General features: G+C 74.9%; 24 protein-coding genes. 14 read left to right on the forward strand and 10 right to left on the reverse strand.

The window, feature by feature from the left end; translation table 11 throughout:
* Positions 1 to 17: 17 nt before the first annotated feature.
* Together ACI78Q_RS09960 and ACI78Q_RS09965 are read right to left on the reverse strand one after the other, a co-directional pair.
* A complete protein-coding gene (locus tag ACI78Q_RS09960) occupies positions 18 to 1,637 on the reverse strand; it encodes an ABC-F family ATP-binding cassette domain-containing protein (RefSeq protein WP_456923182.1) in 1,620 nt (539 codons plus the stop codon).
* Positions 1,638 to 1,694: 57 nt separating this feature from the next.
* On the reverse strand, positions 1,695 to 1,889 hold the full coding sequence (locus ACI78Q_RS09965; protein WP_456923183.1) for a three-helix bundle dimerization domain-containing protein: 195 nt from the start codon (positions 1,887 to 1,889) through the stop codon (positions 1,695 to 1,697).
* A gap of 195 nt (positions 1,890 to 2,084) precedes the next feature.
* Here ACI78Q_RS09965 and ACI78Q_RS09970 point away from each other — a divergent pair, with 195 nt between their 5' ends.
* The 3 genes from ACI78Q_RS09970 to ACI78Q_RS09980 all read left to right on the forward strand — a co-directional run bounded on the left by ACI78Q_RS09970 (position 2,085) and on the right by ACI78Q_RS09980 (position 5,919).
* Positions 2,085 to 3,389: a phosphoribosyltransferase family protein gene (locus ACI78Q_RS09970; RefSeq protein WP_456923184.1), complete on the forward strand. Its 1,305-nt coding sequence runs from the start codon at positions 2,085 to 2,087 to the stop codon at positions 3,387 to 3,389.
* 472 nt (positions 3,390 to 3,861) lie between these two features.
* Complete coding sequence (locus ACI78Q_RS09975) at positions 3,862 to 5,076, forward strand: LLM class flavin-dependent oxidoreductase (protein WP_456923185.1); 1,215 nt, start codon at positions 3,862 to 3,864, stop codon at positions 5,074 to 5,076.
* A 27-nt stretch (positions 5,077 to 5,103) separates the two neighbouring features.
* Positions 5,104 to 5,919: an alpha/beta fold hydrolase gene (locus ACI78Q_RS09980; RefSeq protein WP_456923186.1), complete on the forward strand. Its 816-nt coding sequence runs from the start codon at positions 5,104 to 5,106 to the stop codon at positions 5,917 to 5,919.
* Between the two features lie 220 nt (positions 5,920 to 6,139).
* Here ACI78Q_RS09980 and ACI78Q_RS09985 read toward each other — a convergent pair whose 3' ends face one another.
* From ACI78Q_RS09985 to ACI78Q_RS09995, 3 genes are read right to left on the reverse strand one after another with little or no spacing between them, the layout of a single operon-like run.
* Positions 6,140 to 6,265: a hypothetical protein gene (locus ACI78Q_RS09985; protein WP_456923187.1), complete on the reverse strand. Its 126-nt coding sequence runs from the start codon at positions 6,263 to 6,265 to the stop codon at positions 6,140 to 6,142.
* A 10-nt stretch (positions 6,266 to 6,275) separates the two neighbouring features.
* Positions 6,276 to 6,875: a class I SAM-dependent methyltransferase gene (locus tag ACI78Q_RS09990; RefSeq protein WP_456923188.1), complete on the reverse strand. Its 600-nt coding sequence runs from the start codon at positions 6,873 to 6,875 to the stop codon at positions 6,276 to 6,278.
* A 12-nt stretch (positions 6,876 to 6,887) separates the two neighbouring features.
* Positions 6,888 to 7,700, reverse strand: a complete 813-nt coding sequence (locus tag ACI78Q_RS09995; RefSeq protein WP_456923189.1) for an SDR family NAD(P)-dependent oxidoreductase — start codon at positions 7,698 to 7,700, stop codon at positions 6,888 to 6,890.
* A gap of 243 nt (positions 7,701 to 7,943) precedes the next feature.
* Here ACI78Q_RS09995 and ACI78Q_RS10000 point away from each other — a divergent pair, with 243 nt between their 5' ends.
* From ACI78Q_RS10000 to ACI78Q_RS10025, 6 genes are all read left to right on the forward strand, one after another.
* On the forward strand, positions 7,944 to 8,783 hold the full coding sequence (locus ACI78Q_RS10000; protein ID WP_456923190.1) for a hypothetical protein: 840 nt from the start codon (positions 7,944 to 7,946) through the stop codon (positions 8,781 to 8,783).
* Positions 8,784 to 8,869: 86 nt separating this feature from the next.
* On the forward strand, positions 8,870 to 10,114 hold the full coding sequence (locus ACI78Q_RS10005; protein ID WP_456923191.1) for a hypothetical protein: 1,245 nt from the start codon (positions 8,870 to 8,872) through the stop codon (positions 10,112 to 10,114).
* Between the two features lie 86 nt (positions 10,115 to 10,200).
* Positions 10,201 to 10,740, forward strand: coding sequence for a GNAT family N-acetyltransferase (locus tag ACI78Q_RS10010; RefSeq protein WP_456923192.1), 540 nt, complete (start codon positions 10,201 to 10,203; stop codon positions 10,738 to 10,740).
* 35 nt (positions 10,741 to 10,775) lie between these two features.
* Positions 10,776 to 11,831: a winged helix DNA-binding domain-containing protein gene (locus ACI78Q_RS10015; RefSeq protein WP_456923193.1), complete on the forward strand. Its 1,056-nt coding sequence runs from the start codon at positions 10,776 to 10,778 to the stop codon at positions 11,829 to 11,831.
* A gap of 50 nt (positions 11,832 to 11,881) precedes the next feature.
* Positions 11,882 to 12,853, forward strand: coding sequence for an aldo/keto reductase (locus ACI78Q_RS10020; protein ID WP_456923194.1), 972 nt, complete (start codon positions 11,882 to 11,884; stop codon positions 12,851 to 12,853).
* Positions 12,854 to 12,916: 63 nt separating this feature from the next.
* Positions 12,917 to 14,467, forward strand: coding sequence for an FUSC family protein (locus tag ACI78Q_RS10025; protein WP_456923195.1), 1,551 nt, complete (start codon positions 12,917 to 12,919; stop codon positions 14,465 to 14,467).
* Positions 14,468 to 14,475: 8 nt separating this feature from the next.
* Here the strand turns inward: ACI78Q_RS10025 and ACI78Q_RS10030 are convergent, their stop codons facing one another.
* From ACI78Q_RS10030 to ACI78Q_RS10045, 4 genes are all read right to left on the reverse strand, one after another.
* Complete coding sequence (locus tag ACI78Q_RS10030; protein WP_456923196.1) at positions 14,476 to 15,438, reverse strand: ABC transporter substrate-binding protein; 963 nt, start codon at positions 15,436 to 15,438, stop codon at positions 14,476 to 14,478.
* 79 nt (positions 15,439 to 15,517) lie between these two features.
* A complete protein-coding gene (locus tag ACI78Q_RS10035) occupies positions 15,518 to 15,961 on the reverse strand; it encodes a nitroreductase family deazaflavin-dependent oxidoreductase (protein ID WP_456923197.1) in 444 nt (147 codons plus the stop codon).
* A gap of 9 nt (positions 15,962 to 15,970) precedes the next feature.
* Entirely contained in the window at positions 15,971 to 17,215 is a 1,245-nt protein-coding gene (locus ACI78Q_RS10040; protein WP_456923211.1) for a glutathionylspermidine synthase family protein, read from the reverse strand.
* Between the two features lie 100 nt (positions 17,216 to 17,315).
* A complete protein-coding gene (locus ACI78Q_RS10045; protein WP_456923198.1) occupies positions 17,316 to 17,711 on the reverse strand; it encodes a hypothetical protein in 396 nt (131 codons plus the stop codon).
* A 143-nt stretch (positions 17,712 to 17,854) separates the two neighbouring features.
* On the opposite strand from ACI78Q_RS10045, the gene ACI78Q_RS10050 reads away from it, so the two are divergent.
* Together ACI78Q_RS10050 and ypfJ are read left to right on the forward strand one after the other, a co-directional pair.
* On the forward strand, positions 17,855 to 18,712 hold the full coding sequence (locus ACI78Q_RS10050; RefSeq protein ID WP_456923199.1) for a formate/nitrite transporter family protein: 858 nt from the start codon (positions 17,855 to 17,857) through the stop codon (positions 18,710 to 18,712).
* 76 nt (positions 18,713 to 18,788) lie between these two features.
* Positions 18,789 to 19,706, forward strand: a complete 918-nt coding sequence (ypfJ, locus tag ACI78Q_RS10055; protein ID WP_456923200.1) for a KPN_02809 family neutral zinc metallopeptidase — start codon at positions 18,789 to 18,791, stop codon at positions 19,704 to 19,706.
* A 4-nt stretch (positions 19,707 to 19,710) separates the two neighbouring features.
* Here ypfJ and ACI78Q_RS10060 read toward each other — a convergent pair whose 3' ends face one another.
* Positions 19,711 to 20,553 (reverse strand): siderophore-interacting protein, encoded by an 843-nt coding sequence (locus ACI78Q_RS10060; RefSeq protein ID WP_456923201.1) that lies wholly within the window; start codon positions 20,551 to 20,553, stop codon positions 19,711 to 19,713.
* Positions 20,554 to 20,925: 372 nt separating this feature from the next.
* Here ACI78Q_RS10060 and ACI78Q_RS10065 point away from each other — a divergent pair, with 372 nt between their 5' ends.
* The 3 genes from ACI78Q_RS10065 to ACI78Q_RS10075 are packed head-to-tail and all read left to right on the forward strand — an operon-like array spanning position 20,926 to position 23,066.
* Positions 20,926 to 21,780: a hypothetical protein gene (locus ACI78Q_RS10065; RefSeq protein WP_456923202.1), complete on the forward strand. Its 855-nt coding sequence runs from the start codon at positions 20,926 to 20,928 to the stop codon at positions 21,778 to 21,780.
* Positions 21,781 to 21,783: 3 nt separating this feature from the next.
* On the forward strand, positions 21,784 to 22,329 hold the full coding sequence (locus ACI78Q_RS10070; protein WP_456923203.1) for a phage holin family protein: 546 nt from the start codon (positions 21,784 to 21,786) through the stop codon (positions 22,327 to 22,329).
* Between the two features lie 38 nt (positions 22,330 to 22,367).
* Entirely contained in the window at positions 22,368 to 23,066 is a 699-nt protein-coding gene (locus tag ACI78Q_RS10075; protein WP_456923204.1) for a DUF3618 domain-containing protein, read from the forward strand.
* The last annotated feature ends 146 nt before the right edge of the window (positions 23,067 to 23,212 follow it).

Here is a 23,212-nt window from a genome sequence, read left to right on the forward strand (position 1 = left end):
GGCGCGGGCACTCGAGGTCAGCGGGCTCGCTGCACGCGCCCCTCGTCGAAGACCGGCTCGGGCGCCTCGTACACCCGGCCGTCGGCGCCGAAGACCAGGAAGCGGTCGAAGGAGCGGGCGAACCAGCGGTCGTGGGTCACCGCGAGGACCGTGCCCTCGAACGCGGCCAGCGCCTCCTCCAGCGCCTCGGCCGAGAGCACGTCGAGGTTGTCGGTGGGCTCGTCGAGCAGCAGCAGCGTGGCGCCGGAGAGCTCCAGCAGCAGGACCTGGAAGCGGGCCTGCTGCCCGCCGGAGAGGGTGCGGAACAGCTGGTCGCCCTGGTCGGCCAGGCCGTAGCGGCGCAGCGCCGCCATCGCCCGCCCGCGGTCGACCCCCGGCCGCCCGGGCTCGCCGTGCCACAGCAGGTCCACGAGGGTGCGGTCGAGCCACTCCGGGTGCGCGTGGGTCTGCGCGAAGAAGCCCGGCACGACGCGCGCGCCCAGCCGCCAGGCGCCGGTGTGCGCCACCTCCTGGCCGGCCAGCAGCCGCAGGAAGTGCGACTTGCCCGCGCCGTTGGCGCCCAGGACGGCGACCCGGTCGCCGTACCAGACCTCGAGGTCGAACGGCCGCATCAGCCCGGTCAGCTCCAGCTGCTCGGCCATCACCGCCCGCACGCCGGTGCGCCCGCCGCGCAGCCGCATGGCCACCTTCTGCTCCGGCGGCCGCTCCGGGGGCGGCCCCTCCGCCTCGAACCGCGCCAGCCGGGTCTGCATCGCCCGGTACCGCGAGGCCATGTCCGGGGAGTTGGCGGCCTGCTGCTGCAGCGTGCGCACCAGCTCGACCAGCCGCTCGTGCTCCTCGTCCCAGCGGCGGCGCAGCTCGGCCATCCGCTCGTGCCGGGCGGTCCGCGCGGCGGGGTAGCCGGCGAACCCGCCGCCGTGCACCCACGCCGTCCCGCCCTCCACGGTGACCACGCGGTCGGCGACGCGGGCCAGCAGCTCCCGGTCGTGGCTGACGAACAGCACCGTCTTGCGGGTCTCCAGCAGCCGCTCCTCCAGCCAGCGCTTGCCCGGGACGTCGAGGTAGTTGTCCGGCTCGTCCAGCAGCAGCACCTGGTCCGGACCGCGCAGCAGCGCCTCCAGGGCCAGCCGCTTCTGCTCGCCACCGGAGAGGGTGGACAGGTCGCGGTACTTGCAGCGCTCGTACGGGACGCCGAGCGCGGCGACGGTCACGGCGTCCCAGGTCACCTCGGCCTCGTAGCCGCCGGCGTCACCCCACTGCCCCAGCGCGTCGGCATAGGCCAGCTGGGCGGCCTCGTCGTCGGTCTCCATGAGGGTCAGCTCGGCGGCCTCGACCGCCTCCCACGCGGCGCGGACGTCGGGCGGCGAGAGGTCGACGAGGAACCGCTGCACGGTCGTGTCGTCCCGGACCGAGCCGATGAACTGGCGCATGACGCCGAGGCCGCCACTGCGCGCCACGGCGCCGGCCTCGGGTACGAGGTCGCCGGCGACGATCCGCAGCAGGGTGGTCTTCCCGGCGCCGTTCTCACCGACGAGCGCGGCGCGGGCGCCGTCACCGACCCGGAAGGAGACGTCGTCGAGCAGCACCCGCCCGTCGGGGAGGGTGTGCCGGATGCCGGTGACGTCGACGAAGCCCACCCGGTCATCGTCCGGGCGGCGGCAAGCGAGTTCCGCGGCGGCCCCCGGGACCGGCGCTCAGCCCACCTGCTCCAGCCGGGCCCGCGCCAGGCGCTCGACCAGCTCGGGCAGCGCGGTGGCCGGCACCCCGCTGAGGTCCCGACGGCAGTTGCGGACCACGGTGCCGATCACCTGCGGCCGCAACCGGGCGCGGAACTCGTCGGCGAGACGGGCCACGGCCTGGTCGACGGCAGAGTCGTCGGTCAGCGTCATGCGGCGGGCCCCTTCGTGCCGGGTGGAGACCGGGGGCGCTGAGCAGCTGCCCCCGGGAGTGGTCTCCACCCAAGCTGCCCCCCGGATCCGACACCAGGGACCTTGGTCACCCCGCCCCCATCGGGGACCAACGTCCCCTGTCGGCGACCGCCCCGGGACGCGCAGCATCGGGGACCGGAGGCCAGGAGGTGCGACGTGCCGTTCCTCGATCGCCGGGACGCCGGACGGCGGCTGGCCGGGCAGCTGGAGCGGCTGCGCGGGCACGACGTCGTGGTGCTGGGCCTGCCGCGCGGCGGGGTGCCGGTGGCCTACGAGGTGGCCCGCGCACTCGGCGCGCCGCTGGACGTCGTCGTGGTGCGCAAGCTGGGGGTGCCCTCCCAGCCCGAGCTGGCGATGGGCGCCGTCGGCGAGGGCGGGGTCACCGTGGTCGACCAGCGGGTCGTGGCGCTGGCCGGGGTGGGCCCGGACGTCGTGGCCCGCGCCGAGGAGCGGGAGCGCGCCGAGCTCGTGCAGCGCGCGCGGCGCTTCCGCGGGGACCGCCCGCCGGTGCCCCTCACCGGCCGGACGGCGGTCGTGGTGGACGACGGGATCGCCACCGGCTCCACCGCGCGGGCGGCCGGCGCGGTCGTCCGGGCCCAGGGCGCCGGCCGCGTCGTCCTCGCCGCGCCGGTGTGCGCCCGCGAGAGTGCGCAGGCCCTGACCGACGAGTTCGACGAGGTGGTGTGCCTGGAGGTGCCGCACCGGTTCGCCGCCGTGGGCCGGTTCTACGAGGACTTCCGCCCCACGGCCGACGAGGAGGTCGTGGCACTGCTGGGGACGCCCGCCGGCCCCGCCGCGGAGCCGGCCGGCGGCGGCGAGGTCACGGTGCCCGCCGGCGGGGTGGACCTGGCCGGCACGCTCACGGTGCCGGCGGGGGCGGCCGGCCTGGTCGTCTTCGTCCACGGCAGCGGGAGCGGCCGGCACAGCCCCCGCAACCGGTTCGTGGCCGGCGTCCTCCAGCGGGCGGGCCTGGGCACCCTGCTGTTCGACCTGCTCACCCCTGCCGAGGAGGGGGACCGCGCCGCCGTCTTCGACATCGGGCTGCTGGCCGACCGGCTGGGCGCGGTGACCGCGTGGGTGCGCGCGACGCCCGCCTGCGCGGAGCTGCCGGTGGGGTTCTTCGGTGCGAGCACCGGTGCCGCCGCCGCGCTGGAGGCCGCGGCCCGGGACGGGGAGGTGCGGGCGGTGGTGTCCCGGGGTGGGCGTCCCGACCTGGCCGGGCCGCTGCTGGCCGACGTCCGCGCGCCGACCCTGCTGGTGGTGGGCGGCGAGGACGGGCAGGTGCTGGAGCTCAACCGGCAGGCGCAACAGCAGCTGCGGTGCGTGAACCGCCTCGCCGTCGTCCCGGGCGCGACCCACCTGTTCGAGGAGCCGGGCACGCTGGAGACGGCCGCCGCCCTGGCCCGCGACTGGTTCCTCGACCACCTCCCCCGGCCGGCCGCCGGTCAGCCGGCGGAGTAGCCGTTGCGTCCGGCGGAGGTGGCGCCACGGCGACGGAGGCAGATCGGCCGCCCCCGAGCCGCGGGCCGTCCCGTTGATGCGGGATCGGATCGTGGACGTCGCGCTCCGACTCGGCGAGCCGCCTCCTCGGCGCCACGGGTGGTCCTCGCCACCGGTCCCCGGAGACGACCACGACCGTCGACCGCTGCAGTGAGGGCTTGACCTCGGAATTCCCGACCCGACACACTCGCGGCCCGTTCGTGACCCACATCACAGACTGTCCGCGCCAACCGACCGGGCCCCATCCGTGCGGACACACCGCCGTCGTGCACCCGAGCACTCCGGCGATGAGGAGGAGCGGTCGGACGGCGTCACCGCACAGCGCTGAGGCATGTCATCGATCCGTCGTCGAGGTGGGCCACCGACCGGGACCGCCAGATGTTCGTCCAGAGAGAGGAATCGAGTCGCCGTGAAAGTGACATCTTTCCACTTCATGCCGCATCGCGACCTGCCTGCGGACTTCGAGAAGCGTTACACCGGCTCCTGGACCGACGCCCCGTGGTGGGAACTGGGCGATGCCGAGAAGGCAGGCCAGTACTACCACTGGTCGCTGGACGAGTTGATGTTCGCCGCACAACTGGGCTTCGACGGTCTCGGGACCAACGAGCACCACCAGGCGGTGTACGGGTTCTGGAACAACCCGAACCTCTTCGGGGCCACGCTGGCGAAGCTGACCCACGACCAGGGTCTGGACGACGTGGCGATCGTCCAACTGGGTGCCACCATCTCCTCGACCTCTCCTCCGATACGCATTGCGGAGGAGTACGCGATGATCGACTGCATCAGTGGCGGCCGACTCGTGGCAGGCCTACCGCACGGCCTGGGCGCGGACGCCAACATCGCCTATGGCGTTCCTCCCATGGAGCAGCGCGAGCGGTGGCGGGAAGGCATTGATCTGATGATCAAGGCCTGGACCGCCGATGAGTTCTTCGTCTGGAACGGCAAGCACTTCCAGCTGCCGAAGGTGAACCTGTGGCCGCGCCCCATCCAGTCTCCTCATCCGCCACTGATCATCCCGGGCGCCGCCAGCTCGTCGACCTGGGACTACTGTCACGAACGGGATCTCCCCTACGCCTACCTCAGCTATTTCGGCGGCGATTCCGCGGTCAAGGTCATGGACCGCTTTTGGGCGAGGGCCGAGGAGAAGGGCAGGGACCGCAACCCTTATCGAGCGGCGTTCCTACAACTGGTGGGCGTCGCCGAGACGGACGCCCAGGCGGAGAAGGAGTTCATCGAGCACGTCGAGTACTTCTACCACAAGATGCTCTACATCCCGCCGCAGTACCTCGCCGTCCCTGGCGCCACGGACTACAAGAGCCTCATCAACCTGTTCGGCTCCGGGATGCTCAAGCACTCCGATTACCGAGAACTGACCCAGGTCAGCGGCAAGCAGATGATCGAAGAGGGATTTGCGGTCGTCGGCAGCCCGGAGACCGTACGGCAGAGATTGGAGGAGATGGCGCGGCGCCTCAACGTCGGCCACCTCATGACGGTGCTCCAGTTCGGCTCCATGGGCCATGAACAGGCGATGAGGAACATCGAACTGTTCGGTCGTGAGGTCCTCCCGCATCTGCAGCGGATGTGGGACGGCGACGGATGGGAACAGCGCTGGTGGCCGAAGCGGCTCGAGAAGACGCCCGTCCGCTGAACGAGGCAGAGAGGAGAAGCGAAGACGATGGCTGCACCGAGAGTCGAAACCGTCCAGCTCAAGCACGCCGACTTCGAAGCCAAGGTGAAGGTGGCAGGAGATGGTCCGCCCCTGGTCTACCTCCACACCGCGGGTGGCCCGAAGTGGGACCTGTTCCTCGACAAGCTCGCCGAGGAGTACACGGTCTACGCACCCGACCATCCCGGACTGGGAGAAACGGACCGGGACGCCATCTACAGAGTGGACACGCTCTGGGATCTCGTCCTCATCTACGACGAACTCCTCGAGGTGCTCGGACTCTCCTCGGTCACCCTCGTCGGTTCTTCGTTCGGCGGGATGATGGCGTGCGAAGTGGCGGCCCACAACCCTGGCCGGGTCAGCCGGCTCGTGCTGATCGACCCGATCGGACTGTGGCGCGACGATGCCCCCGTCACGCAGTACATGCTCCTGGATCCCGAGGAGCTCGTGACGACGCTGTTCAGCAATCTGGAGGCCCCGTCGGTGCAGAACTTCCTCGCGTTGCCCACAGATCCACAGGAGTTGGCGAGAGCGCAGGCCGACTCGGTGTGGGCGCTCGGTACGACAGGGAAGTTCGTCTGGCCGGTGCCTGACAAGGGCCTGAAGAAGCGGCTGCACCGAGTGACCGCACGGACGCTGATCATCTGGGGCGAGCAGGATCGGCTGATCTCGCCGGTCTACGCCCAGGAGTTCGCTGAGCGGATCAGCGACTCTCGTGTCGAGATCATCGAAGGTGCCGGCCACGTCCCCCAGTGGGAGCAGGTCGAGAGAGTGGAACGGGTGGTGCGGGACTTCCTGAGCGAGGAGACGGTCGGCGCCTCATAGGGCACCGCCCACAACTCGCCACACCACCTCGGGGTGCGTTCGCGGAGGGCGGACAGCCGTGCCCCCTCCAGACACCTGGGACCGGACCAGGAGCCTGGAGCGGGGTACGGCTCGCCAGCGTCCGAGCGGCCGGGCAGCGCTCACCGTTCCCCCTGCAACGGCTCCTCATCGCGCGGGGTGGCCGCGGCGGACCACGCCTCGATCCCCCTGCCCGGGCTCCTCAGCCCAGGGCGATCGACAGCACGGTCGCACCGGCCACCACGAGCATCGCGACCACGATCACCGCGGCGACCATCCGCCGCCGTCGCTCCGCCCGGCGCCCGCCGGCGCCCCCCATCCCCATCACGGTCGGCACGCTACCGCTGGGGACCGGCGGTCGGGTCCGGTCGACGGCCCCACAGGAGGGTGTCCAGCGCGGTCCCCGCCGGCGTCGACCGGGGCACCTGCGCACACCGGTCGACGTCGAGCAGCCCGGCCACCGGGGCCAGCCGCGCCACGCTGTGCAGGATCGCCGGATCCTGCGGGCCGCCGACGCCGGCGGTCACGTTGTCGACGTCGTGCCCCAGCACCAGCAGCCGGCCGCCCGGGCGCAGCCAGCCGACGGCCCGGCGCAGCAGCGCGACGGTGTCGGCCTCGGGCAGGTGCAGGTAGGCGACGAGCACCAGGTCGAGGGAGTCCGGCGGCGCGTCCCACCCGAGGACGTCGGCGGCCACCCACGTCACCCGCTCGGCACCGGGCTGCCGGCGGCCGCGGTCCAGCCCGGCCGTGGAGAAGTCGACGGCGGTCACCAGCCAGCCACGGTCGGCCAGCCACAGCGCGTGCCGGCCCTCCCCCGCCGCCAGGTCGACGGCCGTCCCCGGCGGCAGGCCGCTGAGCAGCTCGGCCACCAGCGCGTTGGGCTCGGCCGACCACTGCCGCTGCTCCGCGTAGCGCTGGTCCCACTCCTGTGCGCGCACGCGGGCAGTCTGTCAGTGGAGCGGCACGCCCCCGCCGACGTTGAGCGCGTCCCCGGTCAGGTAGTCCGAGTCGCTGGAGGCGAGGAACACCGCGGCGCGGGCGACGTCCCGCGGCTCCCCCAGCCGCCCGAGCGGGGACAGCGCCGACCAGGCGGCCACCTCGGCGCGGTGGCGTGCGGCGGCCTCCGCGGGCGGGAGCACGTAGCCGGGGCACAGGCAGTTGACCGTGATGCCGTGCGGGCCGAGCTCCTGGGCCGCAGCGCGGGTCAGGGCGACGACCGACGCCCTCGCCGCGGCGTGGTGCGCCGGTCCGCCGGAACCGGGCGCGCCGGCGCCGGCGACCGTGACGATCTTGCCGACGCAGTCGTCCTCGGGCGTCCGGAACCCGACCATCGCGCAGGCCGCGGCCTGGATCGCGGCGAGCATCGACTGGACGGGCAGGGGGAAGGCGCCGTCCGGGTCCAGCGGGTCCATCTCCAGCAGCGGGGCGTAGCGCTGCTCGCCGGCGCAGGCGACGAGGACGTCGAGCCCGCCGAGCCCGGCGACCGCCTTCTCCATCGCCTCCCGCGTGTCCACGGGGTCGGCCAGGTCGACGGGGTACGCCCGGCCGCCGACCTCCGCGGCCAGCCGGAGGGCGGCCTCCGCACGGGGGTCGAGCACCGCCACCGTCGCCGCCTCGTCGGCGAAGGCACGCACGATCGCCGCGCCGAGGCCGTCGGCGCCGCCGGTCACGACCACGCGCCGTCCGGACAGCCGTCGTCCGCGGGGACGCAGCGGGATGGGCTCGGCCGCGGGAGCGGCCAGGGCTGGGTGCAGCGGGGGCATGGGGAGTCTCTCGTCGGGTGAGGTCCGCGGGCGGGCGTACCCACGCTGCCGACGTCCAGACGTGGTGCGGGTTCCGGACCCCGGCGTGCCGCAACCGGACGCCGGACGCGGGACCGGTGACCTCCTGTGACGACGACGAGCGTTGTCCACCCGGTCGGGCGACCCGTCTCGGCGCGCGGGAGGCGATGACCCCTGCCTAGCCTCGGTGTGACCGGCCCAACACGCGGAGTGAGGGAGGACGTCGTGCCCGACGACACCGCTCCCCTCCTCCGCGCCCGTCCCCGGCGCCGCCGGCTGCTGTACCGCGCGGTCCTGCTCGGCGGCTTCGGTGTCGGCCTCTGGCTGACCGGGACGTCGGGCGCCTCTGCTGACGAGAGCCTCGTCGCGCCGCTGACCGACGTGCTCCCCGGGATCGTGCACGGCTCGCCGGCCGACTCCCTCGCGGTTCCGCAGCAGGTCATCGCCGAGGTCGCACGGACGACCACCGCGGTTCCCGCGCCGGTCGTCGAGGTCGTTCCACCGGTGGCCGAGGCCCTGTCCCCCGTGACCGAGGCCCTGTCCCCCGTGACCGGGGTCGTGTCCCCCGTGACCGGGGTCGTGTCCCCGGTGGCCGAGGTCGTGTCGCCCGTGGTCGATCGCCCGGTGCCCGCCGCCCCGGCGCCCGCACCGCACGTCGCCGCACCGGTCGCGCCCGACCTCCTGCCCCCGGCTCCGGAGACGGTCCAGCCCCCCGCCGCCGTCGCCGCCGAGCCACCGACTTCCGCCGCGCCGCTCGCCCCGGTGGCGCGCCCGGTCGCGCCGACGTCCGACCTCCGCCTCCTCCAGGAGACGCCGCCCTCGGTCGCACCGTCGCCGCTCCCCGTCCCGGTGCCGGCCGGCCCCGGTCCCCTGTCCGGCGCCGTGCCGGCCGTCCCGGCTCCTGCCGCGGGTGCCGGCGGCGCCGCACCGGGCCCGGACGCCGGCACCGCCACGCTGCCCACCGACCCCCGCACCGCCGCCCTCACCGCCACGGGGATGCGTTCCGACGCGGCCCGCGACGCGGTCGGCGACCTCGCCGACGACCCCTCCACCTCGCCCGACTGAGTGCGGCCGGCCGGCCCCGAGCCGGCACGGCACGACTCCCGGTCCCGTCCGGGGCCGGTCCACTCAGCACGGAGGAGGAACCAGCCATGAACAGATGGGTGCAGCGCGGCCTGCGCACCGCCCTGCTGACCGGGGGCCTGCTGGCCGCCGGAGCGGGCGTCGCCGCGGCCGACGAGAACGACCTCACCGCCGACCTGCTCGGCGCCACCGTGACCGTCCCGGTCCAGGACGGGGCCGTCCTCGGCACACCGGTCGTCACCGGCACCGGCGAGGACCTCGCCGTCGGCACGGGAACCGGGGACGACCTCAGGCTCCCGGTCGACACGAACACCGCGCCCGGCACGACCGTCCTCGGCGACGGGGGCGTCAGCGTCCCGGTGCGGGTCACCGAGGCCGACGACCGCCTCCCGGACCCGGCGGACGGCCTCACCGTCACCGTCCCGGTCAACACCTCCGGCGGCGGGACGGCGGGGACGACGATCACCGTCCCGATCGTCACCGGGGATCTCGGCGACGTCCTGGACGGCGACCCGCTCACCGGCGCCGACGTCGACGTGGACCTGACCGACCCGGTGACGGCCGGGCCCGGTGGGGACGGCCTGCTGCTCGACCTCCGGGACACGGTGACGATCGGCGACACCGACGGCGCGACGACGCCGGACACCGTCCTGGAGCTCCCGGCCGGCCTCGACGGCGACCGGCCGAGCACGGTGACCCTGCCGCTGCCCTCCGCCACCGGCGACCTCCTGCCGGGCCTGCTCGGTGGGGACGGCGAGGGGCACCAGCACGGCGACGGCAGCGACCAGCCCGGCGACGGCAGCGAGCAGCCCGGCGACGGCAGCGAGCAGTCCGGCGACGGCGCGGGCCGGCCCGGAGGCGGTTCCGGCGACGGCGGGACGGCGGCCGGCACGGCGGCCGGCAGCACCGCCGCTCCCTCCCTCGACGGCTCCACCGCAGCTGACGCGGACGGCGACTGCTCCGGCGCCGCCGGCCGGACGGTCCCGGCCGCCGGCTCGTCCGGCACCGGCAGCACGACCGGCACCGGAAGCGCCACCGGCTCCCCCACGGGTCCGGGCACCGGCGGGTCGACCGGCTCAGCGGACACCGGCGGCCCGGACGCCGAGGGCCCCAGCACCGGCGGCACGGACGCCGACGGGACGGGGACCGGCGACGCGTGCGGCACCGGCACCCCGCAGGCCGTCGCGACGCGGTCGGCGACCTCTCCGGCGACGGCCGCCGGGCCGGCAACGGTCACGGCCGGCGTCCTGGCGCTGCTCGCGGGGCTCCTGCTGACCGTTCCCCGCGGCCGGCGCGCGCGGCACCGGGCGTAGCCCCGCCCCGGTGGCCCGGACGTCGGCACGGCCGGCGTCCGGGCCGCCGGCGTGCGGAGACGCGCAGGCGACGGCAGGGTGACGCCGTGAGCGAGCACCCGCCCGTCCGGCTCGTCCCCTTCCAGCCGGAGCACCTGCTCGCCGTCCTCCCCTGGTTCGACGACCCGGAGGTGCAGCGCCGGCTCGGCGGCCGCGAGTGGCCCGAGCGGGAGCTGGCGCTGCGGACGGCGGCGTGGACCGACGAGTTCCGCGGCCGCCGGGTGCTCCGCGCGCACACCTTCGTCGTCCTCGGTCCCGACGACCGTCCCGTCGCGCAGATCGGCGGGGACGTCTACGACCGCTGGACGGCATGGGACCCCGAGAGGGAGCAGGTGCTGGCCGAGGACCCCCGCCGCACGATGGGCGCGGCCTACGTCGTCGACCCGGAGCGGACCGGCGAGGGGTACGGGCGGGCAGCCCTGGCCGCGCTGGTGGCGGCGCCGGAGACCACCGACGTCGAGCAGTTCGTCCTGGGCATCGAGCCGGACAACGGCGCCAGCCTGCGCGCCGCGGCCGCGGCCGGTTTCCGCCCCCTGACCACCGAGCCCGACGCCGAGGACATGGTCTACCTCCACCGGCTGCGCTGACCGCCGCTGTCGGCCCCTCCTGCCAGGCTGCCGCCGTGGAGCCGGACCTCGCACTGCTCCGGCTGGTCGCCCAGCGGCTGGCCGGCCCGCCGCTGCCCACACCGGGGGCGGCGGTCCGCCGGCTGACCTGCGTCCAGGCCCAGGACCACCCGGGCGCGCTCACCTCGGTGGCCCTGCGGACGGCGAGCCGCTCACGCGCCGCGGTGGAGGCGGCTCTCGACGCGGGCGAGGTCGTCCGCTCCTGGCCGATGCGCGGCACCCTGCACCTGGTCGCCGCCGAGGACCTGCACTGGCTGCTGGAGCTGCTCGGCCCCCGCGTGCTGGCCGGCGCCACGCACCGGCGGGCCGCCCTCGACCTGACCGTCGACGAGATCGAGCGGGCCCGCGGGGTCGTCACCGCCACCCTGGCCGGGGGCCGGCGGTGCGGCCGCCGCGAGCTGCTGGCCGCGGTCGCCGACGGCGGGGTCGCGACCGGCGGACAGCGCGGCTACCACCTGCTCTGGTACCTGGCCCAGACCGGCACGCTCTGCCTCGGGCCGACCCGCGACGGCGAGCAGCTGTTCGTGCTCCTCGACGAGTGGGTGCCCGGCCCCCGGCGCCTGGGCCGCGAGGAGGCGCTGGCCGAGCTGGCCCTGCGGTTCTTCACCGGTCACGGCCCCGCGACCGTCGCCGACCTCGCGCGCTGGGCCGGGCTGCCGCTGCGCGACGTCCGCGCCGGGCTGGCCGCGGTCCGGGAGCAGCTGGCCGCCGTGGAGGTCGACGGCCGGGAACACCTGATGGCACCGGAGACCCCGGACCTGCTGGCCGCGCACCGCGCCGACGCGCAGCGGCTGCTGCTCCTGCCCGGCTTCGACGAGTTCGTGCTCGGCTACGCCGACCGCAGCTGCGCGGTGCCGCCGGAGTTCGCCGAGCGGATCGTCCCCGGGGGCAACGGCGTCTTCAGGCCGACCGTCGTCGGCGGCGGCCGGGTGGTCGGCACCTGGCGCTGGACCGGGACCGGCACGCGGCGGCGACTGGTCGCCGAGCCGTTCACCACGTTCCCCGCCGACGTGGCCGGGGCCCTCCCGGAGGTGGCCGCCGCCCTGCCGTGAGGCGGGAGCCGGGTGGCCGCGGCCGGGCGACCGCGGAAGGCTCCGAGGTCATGGAGTACACGCGTCTGGGCAGCACCGGCCTGCAGGTCTCGCGGATCTGCCTCGGGATGATGAGCTTCGGCGACCCGGCCCGCGGCAACCACCCGTGGAGCCTGCCGGAGGAGGACAGCCGCCGGCTGATCGAGAAGGCGATCGCGGCGGGCGTCACCTTCTTCGACACCGCCAACGTCTACTCGGACGGGTCCAGCGAGGAGATCACCGGCCGGGCCATCCGCGACTTCGCCGACCGCGACGACGTCGTCCTCGCCACCAAGGTGCACGGCCGGATGCGGCCGGGACCCAACGGTGCCGGGCTGTCGCGCAAGGCGATCCTGCGCGAGCTCGAGGACAGCCTGCGGCGGCTGGGCACGGAGTACGTCGACCTCTACCAGATCCACCGCTGGGACCCCCACACGCCGGTCGAGGAGACGCTCGAGGCGCTGGACTCCGCGGTGCGGAGGGGCTTGGTGCGCTACCTCGGCGCGTCGTCCATGTGGGCCTGGCAGTTCAGCAAGGCGCTGCACCTCGCCGGGGAGCACGGCTGGCACCGCTTCGTGTCGATGCAGGACCACTACAACCTGCTCAACCGGGAGGAGGAGCGGGAGATGCACCCGCTCTGCGCCGACCAGGGCATCGGCGTGATCCCGTGGAGCCCGCTGGCCCGCGGCAAGCTGACCCGGGACTGGGACGAGTCGACCGACCGGTCGGGCACCGACGAGTTCGGCAAGCGGCTCTACGACGAGGCCAGCGACCGGGCCATCGTCGAGCGCGTGGCGGAGGTGGCCGCGGAGCGCGGCGTCCCGCGGGCGCAGGTCGCGCTGGCCTGGGTGCTGTCCAAGCCGGTGGTGACCGCGCCGATCGTCGGGGTCACCAAGGACGCCCACCTCGACGACGCCGTCGCCGCGGTGGACCTGCAGCTGACCGCGGAGGAGGTCGCACGGCTGGAGGAGCCCTACACCCCGCACGCCGTCGCCGGCTTCTGAGGGGATGAGGATCACCGGTCCGCCGGCGGGTGGGGAATCGGCCGGCCGGTGAGGATGAGGGGCGTGTCCGCTGCCCCCTCCCGCGTGCGGCGGGTACGCCCCCACCTCGTCGGCCCGCCGCTCCCGGCGCTGTCCGCCCTGTGGCAGGCCGGCGGCCGCCGGGGGGTCACCGCCGCGGTCTGCATGACCGTGCCCCTCGCCCTCGGCGTGGCCGCGGGCCGGGCCGACCTCGGGTCGGCGGCCGCCCTCGCCGCCCTGACCGCCGTTTACGGGCACGCGCTGCCCTACCGGCGCCGGGCCGTCGTCGTGGCCGCCGTCGGGGTCACCCTCACCGTGGCCGGCACCCTCGGCGCCCTGGCCGGTGGCCACCCCGTGGCGCTGTCCCTGCTGCTGGGGGCGATGGCCGCCGCGGCGGCTGCGATCACGGTGCTCTGGCGGGTCGGCCCGCCCGGCCCGCTGGGCATCGTGCTGGTGGCCGGCGGGTCCAGCGCCCTCGGCACCGGCCCCGGCGACCTCGGCCTGCACGCCCTGGCCGCGGCCGGCGGCGGGGCCCTGGCCTGGGCCGGCTGCATGCTGCCGTGGCTGTGGGACTCGACCGGACCGGAGCGGCGGGCCCTGGCCGCGGCCGACGCGGCGGTCGACGTCGTCGAGCGGGGTGGGCCGGGCACCCAGCGGCCCGGCACCGTCGCCCGCGCCATCCGCGTGGCCGAGGCCGCCGTCGGCAGCGGCAGCCGGCGGGGCGACGGCACGCTGCGCCGGCGCCTGGACGAGGTCGAGCAGCGGTTCATGCGGGCGCTGCCGGCGACACCGCGGAGCACCGCCCCGCTGCCGGAGGCCGAGCTGCCCGACCACCGCTGGTGGCACTCGCCGTGGGCGGCGACGGCGCTGCGCATCGGCGGAGGCGCCGCCGCGGCCGGGCTGGTCGCGACGGCGCTGGGCCTGCACAGCCCGTACTGGGCGGTGGCCACCGCGGTCGGCGTCCAGCTCGGCACCGACGCGCGGGCCACCCGGGCCCGCGCGCTGCACCGGGCGACCGGCACGGTGCTCGGCGTCCTGGTCGCCGGCCTGCTGATCTGGCTGGACCTGCCGATCGGCGTGGAGATCGCGCTGGTCGGGGTGCTGCAGCTCGGCGTCGAGCTGCTCATCGCCCACCAGTACGTGCTCGCGGTCTCCTCGATCACCCCGCTGGTGCTGATGCTGGTGCACATCGGCCGGCCCGGGCTGTCCGGCACGGACCTGATCGGGGAACGGCTGGCCGAGACCGCGGTCGGCATCGTGCTCGCCCTCGTCGTCGGGCTCGCGCTGCTGCCCCGGGCGGCCAGCCGGCGGCTGCCCGGGGCGGTGCGCGCCACGGCCGACGCCGCCGTGGCCGCGGCCGCCGCGGCCCCCGGCTCCCCGGCCGACGCCCGGCTGCACGACACCCTCGTCCAGCTCAACGAGGTGGCCACCGCGGCCCGGGCGGAGCTGCTGCCCACCCCGTCGGTGACCGCCTGGACGCAGCGCTCGCGCTGGGTCGCCGACCTGGGGTGGGGACTGCTGGGTGCCCGGGCGCGCGGCGACGAGGCGCTCGGCGACTCCCTGGCCCGCCGGATCGGCGAGGACCTGACGGGCTGACCCGTCGCTCAGCCCACCGAGCGGCCGGCGATCTCCTCCAGGTCGTCGAGCACCAGGGAGGCCCCCAGCGGGCCGATGGCGAGGAACCACCGGTCGTCGTCCACCTCGAACGCGCGGCCGTTCTGCACCGCCGACAGGCCGGCCCACAGGCCCCCACCGGTGATCTGCCCGGCCGCGGTCTGCCCGTCCTCGCCGTAGGAGGCGTGGAAGAGCAGGTCGCCGTCGGCCTGGCTGATGGCCTCCGGGGCGACCTCGACGAAGGTCTCGCCGGTGCGCTGGACCTCCGGCCGGGCGAACCCGACGTCGGCCAGCACCGCGCCGATGAAGGAGCCCTCGCCGTAGAGCCGGACGGCGGTGCCGTCGAGGAAGCGCACCATGCTCACCTCGGTCGCCGCCGGGTCGCCGAACAGCGCGCCGACCTCCGCGGCCCGCTCCTCGTGGGTGGCGAGGAGCTCCTCGGCCTCCTCCGACCGGCCCAGCGCCTCGCCGGCCAGCCGCAGGTTGTCCTTCCACGTCTCGCCGATCGCCTCGGCGAACACCGTCGGGGCGATCGCCGACAGCTGGTCGTAGATCTCGGTGTGCCGGACGGCGTTGGACAGGATGAGGTCCGGGGTCAGGGCGGCGATCGCCTCGAGGTCGGGCTCGGCGATGGTGCCGACGTTCGCGATCTCGGCGGGGTCGGCCCCGGCGTCCTCGATGTAGGCGGGCAGCTCGTCGCTGACCGACGTCCGCACCGCGCCCACGGGCGCGAGGCCGAGCGCGAGGACGGCGTCGAGCTCCCCGGTGTCGAGGACGACGACCCGCTCCGGGGTGCCCTCGATCTCCGTCGTCCCCGCCGCGTGCTCCACGGTGCGGGTCTGCGCGGTCGCGGTCGCCGCTGCCTCGTCCGTCGTCCCGCCGCCGCAGCCGGTGAGCGCGAGCCCCACCGCCACCGCGAGCACTCCGCCGCGGTATCGCCCGATCTCGTGCACAGCCGTCCTCCCTGGCCGCCGGACCGTCCGGCGCCCGGGAAGAACTTAGGGCAGCCTCACCTCATCCTCGTGGCGGGGGTCACCGCCGCTCGACGACGAACACCGGGATCTCCCGGTCGGTCCGTTGCTGGTAGACGGCGTACTCGGGATAGGCGGCGACCGCGCGCTCCCACCACTGCGCCTTCTCCTCGCCGACCACCTCGCGGGCGACGCCGTCCCACGGCTCCGGGCCGTCCTGCACGGTGACCTCGTCCGGGTGGGCCCGCACGTTGGCCACCCACGCCGGGTCCTTCGGGGCGCCACCGACCGAGCCGACCATCGCGTAGGCACCGTCGTGCTCGACCCGCATGAGCGGCTGCTTGCGCACCTTCCCGCTCTTCGCGCCCCGGGTGCTGAAGACGACGACGGGCAGGCCGGTGTCGCGGAGGGTGTTGGCCTCGCGCCCCCCGGTGGCCTCGTACCGCTCGACCTGGTCGCGGACCCACTGCTGCGTACTGGGCTCGTACTCGCCGGAGAGAGGCATGGCCGGACCCTAGACGGGCCGCTGCCCCTCGGCCTGTGGAGCCCGGTGGTCGATGGTGTGGGGCACGAACCAGCTCAGGTTGTCGGTGATCAGCCCGTCGCTCTCGCGGATGCCCAGGCCGGCCGGCTCCCCGTCGACCACCCACGCGCCGAGCACCGGGTGGTGCGGACCGTCGACGCCCGGGAAGTCGGGCAGCGGCGCGAGCTCCTGGACCACCCAGCCCTCGGTGCCGTAGCGGCCGGGCTGGCTCAGCTGCACCTGCCCGCCGCGGACGATCGAGACGTTGGCCCCCTCGCGCCCCCACAGCGGCTTGCGGACGTAGTCCCGCCACGACGACGGCATCTCGTCGGCGAAGTAGGCCGGCAGCAGCAGCTGCGACAGCTCGGCGTCGCCCCCGAACAGCTGCCACAGCACGGGCAGCAGCGCCTTGGTGCTCCACAGCATCTTGTAGGCCGGCTCCACCCACGTGGTCCCGCCGGGCCGGGCGGCGTCGGCGAGGACGGCGGCGCCGAACTCGTCCTCGACCAGCCACTCCCAGGGGTAGAGCTTGAAGACGACGTCGAGGTGGCGACCCTGCGGGTCGTAGAAGCGCCCGTCGCCGTCGTCCAGCGCGATGTCCTCGACGACCAGCTCGATCGCCTCGTACCCGGCCTGGACGACGGTGTCCATCAGGTACGCGACGGTCATCCGGTCCTCGCCGGAGCGCTCCTCCGACGTCCACGCCAGGTGCACGCGGGGCCGGACGCCGGTCCGCCGCTCCCACCGCAGCAGGTTCCGCTGCCAGGCGGCGACGAGCTTCTCGTGGAGCGCGTTCCACTGGTCGGCGCCCTGGCCGGTGAACAGGTGCCAGTTCCACTGGGTGACGGCCGACTCGACCAGCCCGGTGGGGGTGTCGGCGTTGAACTCCAGCAACCTGGGCGGGCCCAGCCCGTCGTAGCGCAGGTCGAACCGGCCGTACACGCTGGGCGGCTCCGCCTCCCAGGTGCGCCGGATCTCCGGGCGGGCGATCGGCGGGATCCGCATGCGGTCGAACAGGTCGTGCTCGACGACGTGGTCCCCCGCGGCCACGCACATCTCGAACAGCTGGGCGACCCAGCCCTCCAGTCGTTGCACCTCCGCCATCGTGAAGTCGTAGAAGGGGCCCTCCCGCCAGTAGCTGCGCTCCTCGCCGCCGGGCGTGGTGGTGCGGTTGTAGACCAGCCCCTGGGCCTCGATCTCGGCCTCCCACCCGGGCCGCACGACGCCGGTCGCCATCCGCCTCACCGGACACCTCCCCTTCCCCGCGAGATCTGCACACTCGCGGTCGTTCCCCGGCCGATGGCCGCCACTGCGCTGATCTCGCTGCCGGAGGAGGTCAGCCGCCGGCGGTGCCGACCCGGCCGCCGGTGCCGGACCCGAGGCCGCCGGTCACGCGGGTGCCGCCGGTCACCTTGCCGCTGGCGGGCAGGCCGGCCCGCTGCCGGGCCGCGCTGTCGGCGGGGTGGATGCGGGTGCCCCCGGCGGGCAGCACGGTGCCGACCGGGAGGCCGGGGCGGAACCCGCCCAGGTAGAGGAAGAACAGGCCGGCGCCCGGACCGCGGTAGCCGTCGTCGCAGTAGTCGTCGTCGACGATCTCGCCGTCCTCGTTCGTGCAGTAGGCGACCTGCTCCTGCTCGTCCTCGTCCGTCCCGCACCCGGCGAGGAACCCGGTGGCCGCGGTCGCGAGCACCGTCGTGGTGAGGGCGCTGCGGACGCGGTTGGAGACGGCCATGTGCTCTCCCAGGGGACGTCGGGGTGTCGGCCGACCATAGATCGGCCCGCGGGCCAGGCCACGCTCTCGCGCCGCCGACGAGCCGGGACGGCTCCCGAGCACTAGCGTCCGAAGGGCCAGGTCCGCTGCCACGTGGAGGCGCGATGTCCGACCGTCAGCCGCCCGAGATGGCCCAGGTGGCCAGCGAGACCGGCGCCAAGAAGGTGCACCGCACGTGGGACCGGGTGCTGGTCAGCGCCTTCCTCGGCGGCGCCTACATCGCCTTCGGGGCGCTGGTGGCGATCACCGTCTCCTCCGGCCTGGACCCCGACACCTGGGGCACGCTGCCCACCCTCTTCATGGGCGCGGCCTTCACCCTCGGGCTCATCCTGGTCATCGTCGCCGGCTCCGACCTCGCGACCGGCAACATGATGCTGGTCCCGCTGGGCGCGATGCACGGTCGGCTCAGCGGCAGCGACGTCGTCAAGAACCTCACGCTCGTGCTGCTCGGGAACCTGCTCGGCGCCCTGGTGGTCGCCTACTTCCTCGCCGTGCAGACGGGGGTCATCGGCCCGCCCGGCGCCACGGGCAACGCCGCGCTGACCCACGACCGGCTGGCCGCGATCGCCGAGGCCAAGGCCCTGCACGAGTCCCCGTGGCAGGTCTTCCTGCGCGGCGTGGGCTGCAACTGGCTGGTGTGCCTGGCGGTCTGGATGTCGCTGGCCGCGCAGTCGGTGTCGGGCAAGGTGCTGGCGGTCTTCCTCCCGGTCATGGCGTTCGTCGCCATGGGTTTCGACCACGTCGTGGCCAACATGTTCTTCCTGCCGGCGGCGATGTGGGCCGGCGTCCCGGACATCGGCTGGGGCGACGTGCTGCTCAACTGGGTGCTGGCCGGCGTGGGGAACCTGGTCGGCGCGGTGGTCTTCGTCGCGACGTCCTACTGGTACCTGTTCCTGCGCGACGAGCCGCGCGAGCAGCCCACCCGGACGCCGACCGGCGGGGAGGCCGCCGAGCGCGCATGACCGGGGGCTCGGCGGGGCACCGCGGGGACCGACGGCACCGACCGAGCGTGCCGGGGACCAGGAGAGCTCCCAGCCCATGAGGTACAGCGAAGGTGCCGATCTCGACACGTCCGGCGTCCAGGACCGGCGCGGCGGTGGTGGGCTCGGCGGGGGCCGCGGGCTGGCGGTCGGCGGCGGCGGGCTCGGCCTGGTCGGCGTCGTCGTCCTGGTGCTGTTCCAACTGCTCGGCGGCGGGGACGGCGGCACCGGTGCGGCCCTCGGCCAGCTGGGCAGCCTCGGCCAGGGGCAGACGGCCGACAACGGCCAGCTCGCCGCACAGTGCCGGACCGGTGCGGACGCCAACGAGTCGGTGGACTGCGCCGTGGTCGCCGACATCGAGTCGATCCAGGACTACTGGTCCGGCGTGCTCGGGGCCGACTACCAGCCGACCCAGACCGTCTTCTTCAACGGCTCGGTGCAGACCAGCTGCGGCGGCGCGACCAGCGGCTCGGGGCCCTTCTACTGCCCGGGCGACCGGCTCGTCTACATCGACCTGTCGTTCTTCGACCAGCTCCGGTCGCAGTTCGGCGCCGAGGGCGGGCTGTTCGTCAACGCGTACGTGATCGCCCACGAGTACGGCCACCACGTGCAGAACCTGCTCGGCACCAACCAGCAGGTCACCCCCGGCCTGACCGGCCCGGAGAGCGGGACGGTGCGGCTGGAGCTGCAGGCCGACTGCTACGCCGGCGCCTGGGCCAACCACGCCGAGACGGTGCCCGACGAGTCCGGCGAGCCGCTGATCGCCGAGATCACGCAGGACGACATCGACCGGGCGCTGGACGCCGCCGGACGCATCGGCGACGACTTCATCCAGCGCGAGCTCGGTGGCGGCACCGTCGACCAGGACGCCTTCACCCACGGCTCGTCCGAGCAGCGGCAGCGCTGGTTCAGCACCGGCTACGAGACCGGCGACCCGGGGCAGTGCGACACCTTCACCACCGACGACCTCGGCTGAGGCGCTACGCCACGGGCAGGCGCTGCTCGTCGGCCTCGACGGCGGCGTTCCACTCCGCCTTCTCCGCCCGCCAGCCCTCGTCGGTGCGGCCCAGCCGCCAGTAGCCCGAGGCCGACAGCCGCTCGCGCGGCACCAGCCGCTCCACCCGCAGGAACCGGCGCAGGTCGCGGACGAAGCCGGCCTCCCCGTGCACGAAGGCGTGCACGGTGCCGGCCGGGAGCTCGGCGGACAGGACGGCGGCCACGAGGGCGGCCCCGGGCGGACCGGCACGGTGCACCCACTCGAGCTCCACGCCGGTCGGCGCACCGAGGTCCTGCTGCTCGGCGGCGTCGGCCACCTCGACGAACACCCGGGCCGGGACGCCGGCCGGCAGGCGCTCGAGGGAGGCGGCGATCGCCGGCAGCGCGGTCTCGTCGCCCACGAGCAGGTGCCAGTCGACGTCGTCGGCCGGGGAGTAGGCGCCGCCGGGGCCCAGCAGCTGGACCGGGTCGCCGGGGGCGGCGGCGACCGCCCAGGGTCCGGCGACCCCCTCGTCGCCGTGGACGACGACGTCGAGGGTCAGCTCCCCCGCCGCGGCGTCCCACGCCCGGACGGTGTACGTGCGCAGGCAGGGCCACAGCTCGGCCGGCTGCTCGCTGCGCACCCGCTCCACGTCGAACGGCGCGGCGTAGGGGGCGCCGGCCGGCGGCAGGACCAGCTTGACGTAGGAGTCGGTGTGCTCGGGCGCGAAGCCGGCGAGCCCCTCCCCGCCCAGGACGAGGCGCACGAGGTGCGGCGTGGGGCGGGACGTCCGGAGCACCGTGGCCAGCCGGGGGGAGCGCGGACGGCGCGGGGCCTGCTCGGCCATGGTCGAAGCTCCTCGGGGAGGGAGATAGGTGTGCCTCACCTTAGTCCGCGATCCGACGGTGACGGCGGGCGTCGACCGACCGGTCTCGTTTCGGCTCCTCCGCGCCGGGTACCAGCGGTTCCGCGACAGGGCGCCACCAAGACGCGGTGGGTCGACCGGCCCGGCCGTCCGTCCCCGGCCACCCGCTCCACCCTCCGCCGAGCACGCGACGCCGCGTCCGGCGGGCGACACCGCTCGACCCGGCCCGCTCATGCGGCTCGGGCCAGACCCATATCCGCACGTCAACGCCGAACGGCCGTCGTTCGGCGATGTGTGGGTGATCGCGATCTGGGTAGCGCCTGCTCTGACCACGACGCATGCCGAGGAGGAACGATGACGCACTCCATCGACACCCCGTTCCCGCCGCCGCCGGCCACCCACGGCAGCGGCGCCACCGCGGGTACGAGCACCACGAGCACCGGCACCACGGGCTCCCCGTCCACCACCGACGTCGCCAAGGACGAGGCCCGCAACGTCGGCCAGACCGCGGCCCAGGCCGGCAGCCAGGTCGCCTCGACCGCCGCCGACCAGGCCAAGGGGGTCGCCTACGAGACCAAGGCGCAGGCCCAGGACCTCGTCCAGCAGGGCCGCACCCAGCTCCGCCAGCAGGCCGTCGCCTCCCAGCAGCGGGCCGCCACGGGCCTGCAGGGCATCGCCTCGCAGCTGCGCGGGATGGTCGAGGGCAACGGCGCGCAGGCCGGCCCGGCCCGCGACATCGTCGAGCAGGCCACCAGCAAGGTCGAGGAGTTCGCCGGCTGGCTGCAGAACCGCGAGCCGGCCGACCTGCTCGAGGAGGTCCGCTCCTTCGCCCGCCGCAAGCCGGGCACGTTCCTGTTCGGTGCCGCCCTCGCCGGGATCGTCGCCGGCCGGCTCACCAGCGGGGTCAAGGCCGCGCACAGCGACTCCGGTCCCAGCGGCCAGCACCGCGCCACGCCGGTGGGCTACACGCAGACCGACTACGTCGCCCCGACGCCGGCCTACTCCGGCTACACCGAGACGACGACGACCGGCTACACCGGGACCACCGGGACCACCCCGGGCTACGGCGAGACGGCCGGCTACGGCACCAGCAGCACCGCCCCCGTGCCGCCGCCCCCGTACGGCACCGTGCCGCCGGACGCGCCCGTCCCGCCGACCACCTCGGCCGGCTGGGACGACCCCGCGCGCACCACGGATCGGGGGGTCTGACCGATGACGTCTCCCTACTCCGGCGCCACGCCGGTGGGGACGCCGCAGGGCTACCAGGACCCGACCGGCGCCACCGCCGCCGGGCAGGCCAACTACGCGGTCTCCCCCGACGAGGCCTACGGCGCGCACAGCGGCGCCATGGGCACCCCCACGACCGAGCAGGGCCGCCCCGACGTGGAGGGCACCTCGGTCGGCCAGCTGATGGGTGAGGTCGCCAAGGACCTCTCCACCCTCATGCGCCAGGAGCTCGAGCTGGCCAAGGCCGAGGTCAAGGCCGAGGCGAGCAAGGCAGGCAAGGGCGCGGGGCTCATGGGCGCGGCGGGCTTCGCCGGCTACATGGTCCTGCTGTTCCTCTCCATCGCCCTGTGGTGGGCGCTGGAGAACGTGATGGACGCCGGCCTGGCCGCGCTCATCGTCGCCGTGATCTGGGGGATCGTCGCCGCGATCACGTTCGTCATGGGCCGCAAGCAGCTCAAGACCGTGAACCCGAAGCCCGAGCGGACCGTCGACACCCTGCAGCAGGTTCCCGACGCCCTCAAGCCCCACTGACCGCGGCCTCAGCCCTTCCGAGACTTGGAGTTGCAGACATGACCAGCAGCAGCGATCCCGACGTCATCCGGGCACAGATCGAGGCCACCCAGCGCGAGCTGAGCTACGACGTCGACGCCCTCAACGAGAAGGTCAACCCCGCCCGGGTGGTGGACCGGCGGGTCACCGCGGCCAAGGGCCGCATCACCAGCGTGAAGGAGAAGGTGATGGGAAGCGCGCAGAACGCCCGGTCGTCGGTGATGGGCTCTGCCCACGACACCCGGTCGACGGCCCAGTACCACGCCCAGAACGCCGCCGGCACGGTGCAGGACGTCGCGTCGAGCGCCGCCGAGTCGGTGCAGGGCGCCGCGCAGTCGGCGGCCTCGGCCGTGCAGCAGGCGCCCGACACCGTCGTGCGCCAGACCCAGGGCAACCCGCTGGCGGCCGGGCTGATCGCCTTCGGTGTCGGTTGGCTGGTCTCCAGCCTCATGCCGGCGTCGGAGAAGGAGAAGCAGCTCGCGCAGCAGGCCGAGACCGCGGTCCGCGAGAACAAGGACGCGCTGCTCGCGCCGGCCAAGCAGGCCGCCCAGGAGATCGGTGACCAGCTGAAGCCGGCCGCCCAGCAGGCGGTCGAGGAGGTCAAGGCCACCGCGCAGGACGCCGCCCAGACGGTCAAGCAGGAGGGCCAGTCCGCCGCCCAGGACGTGCAGGGCCAGGCCCAGCAGTCCCGGGAGACGGTGCAGAGCCGCACCAGCTGAGCCGTTCCCTCCCTCGTACTGCGCCCCGCCGGGACTCCCCCGGCGGGGCGCAGTGCTGTCCGGGGCCGGTCCCCTCTTGGGGTGAGGCCGCGACGCCCCGGCTGCAGCCGCCCGCCGCGGAGGCCGACGTCCGAGAGGACGACGCC

This window comes from Geodermatophilus sp. SYSU D00705 (genome assembly GCF_054050135.1).

Bases quoted from the DNA above. Each gene is read 5' to 3' on its own strand.
- ACI78Q_RS09965 (WP_456923183.1), bottom strand. From the start codon at position 1,889: ATGACGCTGACCGACGACTCTGCCGTCGACCAGGCCGTGGCCCGTCTC.
- ACI78Q_RS09975 (WP_456923185.1), top strand. From the start codon at position 3,862: ATGCCGCATCGCGACCTGCCTGCGGACTTCGAGAAGCGTTACACCGGC.
- ACI78Q_RS09980 (WP_456923186.1), top strand. From the start codon at position 5,104: ATGGCTGCACCGAGAGTCGAAACCGTCCAGCTCAAGCACGCCGACTTC.
- ACI78Q_RS09995 (WP_456923189.1), bottom strand. From the start codon at position 7,700: ATGCCCCCGCTGCACCCAGCCCTGGCCGCTCCCGCGGCCGAGCCCATC.
- ACI78Q_RS10005 (WP_456923191.1), top strand. From the start codon at position 8,870: ATGAACAGATGGGTGCAGCGCGGCCTGCGCACCGCCCTGCTGACCGGG.
- ACI78Q_RS10020 (WP_456923194.1), top strand. From the start codon at position 11,882: ATGGAGTACACGCGTCTGGGCAGCACCGGCCTGCAGGTCTCGCGGATC.
- ACI78Q_RS10035 (WP_456923197.1), bottom strand. From the start codon at position 15,961: ATGCCTCTCTCCGGCGAGTACGAGCCCAGTACGCAGCAGTGGGTCCGC.
- ACI78Q_RS10040 (WP_456923211.1), bottom strand. From the start codon at position 17,215: ATGGCGACCGGCGTCGTGCGGCCCGGGTGGGAGGCCGAGATCGAGGCC.
- ACI78Q_RS10045 (WP_456923198.1), bottom strand. From the start codon at position 17,711: ATGGCCGTCTCCAACCGCGTCCGCAGCGCCCTCACCACGACGGTGCTC.
- ACI78Q_RS10050 (WP_456923199.1), top strand. From the start codon at position 17,855: ATGTCCGACCGTCAGCCGCCCGAGATGGCCCAGGTGGCCAGCGAGACC.
- ypfJ (WP_456923200.1), top strand. From the start codon at position 18,789: ATGAGGTACAGCGAAGGTGCCGATCTCGACACGTCCGGCGTCCAGGAC.
- ACI78Q_RS10060 (WP_456923201.1), bottom strand. From the start codon at position 20,553: ATGGCCGAGCAGGCCCCGCGCCGTCCGCGCTCCCCCCGGCTGGCCACG.
- ACI78Q_RS10065 (WP_456923202.1), top strand. From the start codon at position 20,926: ATGACGCACTCCATCGACACCCCGTTCCCGCCGCCGCCGGCCACCCAC.
- ACI78Q_RS10070 (WP_456923203.1), top strand. From the start codon at position 21,784: ATGACGTCTCCCTACTCCGGCGCCACGCCGGTGGGGACGCCGCAGGGC.
- ACI78Q_RS10075 (WP_456923204.1), top strand. From the start codon at position 22,368: ATGACCAGCAGCAGCGATCCCGACGTCATCCGGGCACAGATCGAGGCC.